This is a genomic window from Candidatus Rickettsiella isopodorum, from assembly GCF_001881495.1.
Lineage (GTDB): Bacteria > Pseudomonadota > Gammaproteobacteria > Diplorickettsiales > Diplorickettsiaceae > Aquirickettsiella > Aquirickettsiella isopodorum.
The window spans coordinates 1-672 of record NZ_LUKY01000012.1 but is presented as its reverse complement, the minus strand read 5'-3'; the positions used below and the strand labels follow the sequence as shown (position 1 = coordinate 672).

Here is a 672-nt window from a genome sequence, read left to right as displayed (position 1 = left end):
TCTAGAGGAGAAAAATTTTTTGAGTTTTTACTTAGCACACTTCATCTGGCTCCTTTAGAATATATACAGCTTAAAGCCAATAATGGGCAATTAGTAGAACGTGCGATTAAATTTTTAAAAGATAACACCGCTATTCAGTGGTCTATTTTTCCTGCTTTTACTTTTGTAGAAGATACATGCAAAATTCGTAAAGCTTTTTTAAAAGAAAAAATAAATTTTACACCTGACGATAATAATCCTGATAAACCTGCTGAGGGCGATTTATTTTGTTTATCCGCCGCCCCACCTCCTTATGAGGTGCTTAATATAAAAATGAAGTATTACTTATGCCATAAGACCTTAGGCATAAGCTATGCACTAAACAGAACCGGTAATGGGACTTTAGTTGATTTAGGAGAAGGAGAGGACGAAGTCATTGCTTTTTCTCATTCCCCCACATTATTTATCGTGAAAAACGGTAAAAAATGGTACAAAGGTGGTGATAATGGGAATGTATTTGATTTACAAGGCAATGCTACAACAGGCCGACTACAAGGCGGCAAGGGATCCGATATACTGGTTCTCGATAATTTTTATCCTGAAAATAGTGATTATTTGCTACTTGATACGGATGGATTCTTATGCGGAAAAAACAAAGCCGCCATGCAATCGATTCCACCCTTTTGTGCGCCT

The 672-nt window shown here is 36.8% G+C and carries 1 protein-coding gene; it reads left to right on the top strand.

Going from position 1 to position 672, the window contains the following annotated elements; all coding sequences use genetic code 11:
• On the top strand, positions 1–672 hold a 672-nt coding region (locus A1D18_RS06775), incomplete at both ends, for a hypothetical protein (RefSeq protein WP_171910789.1).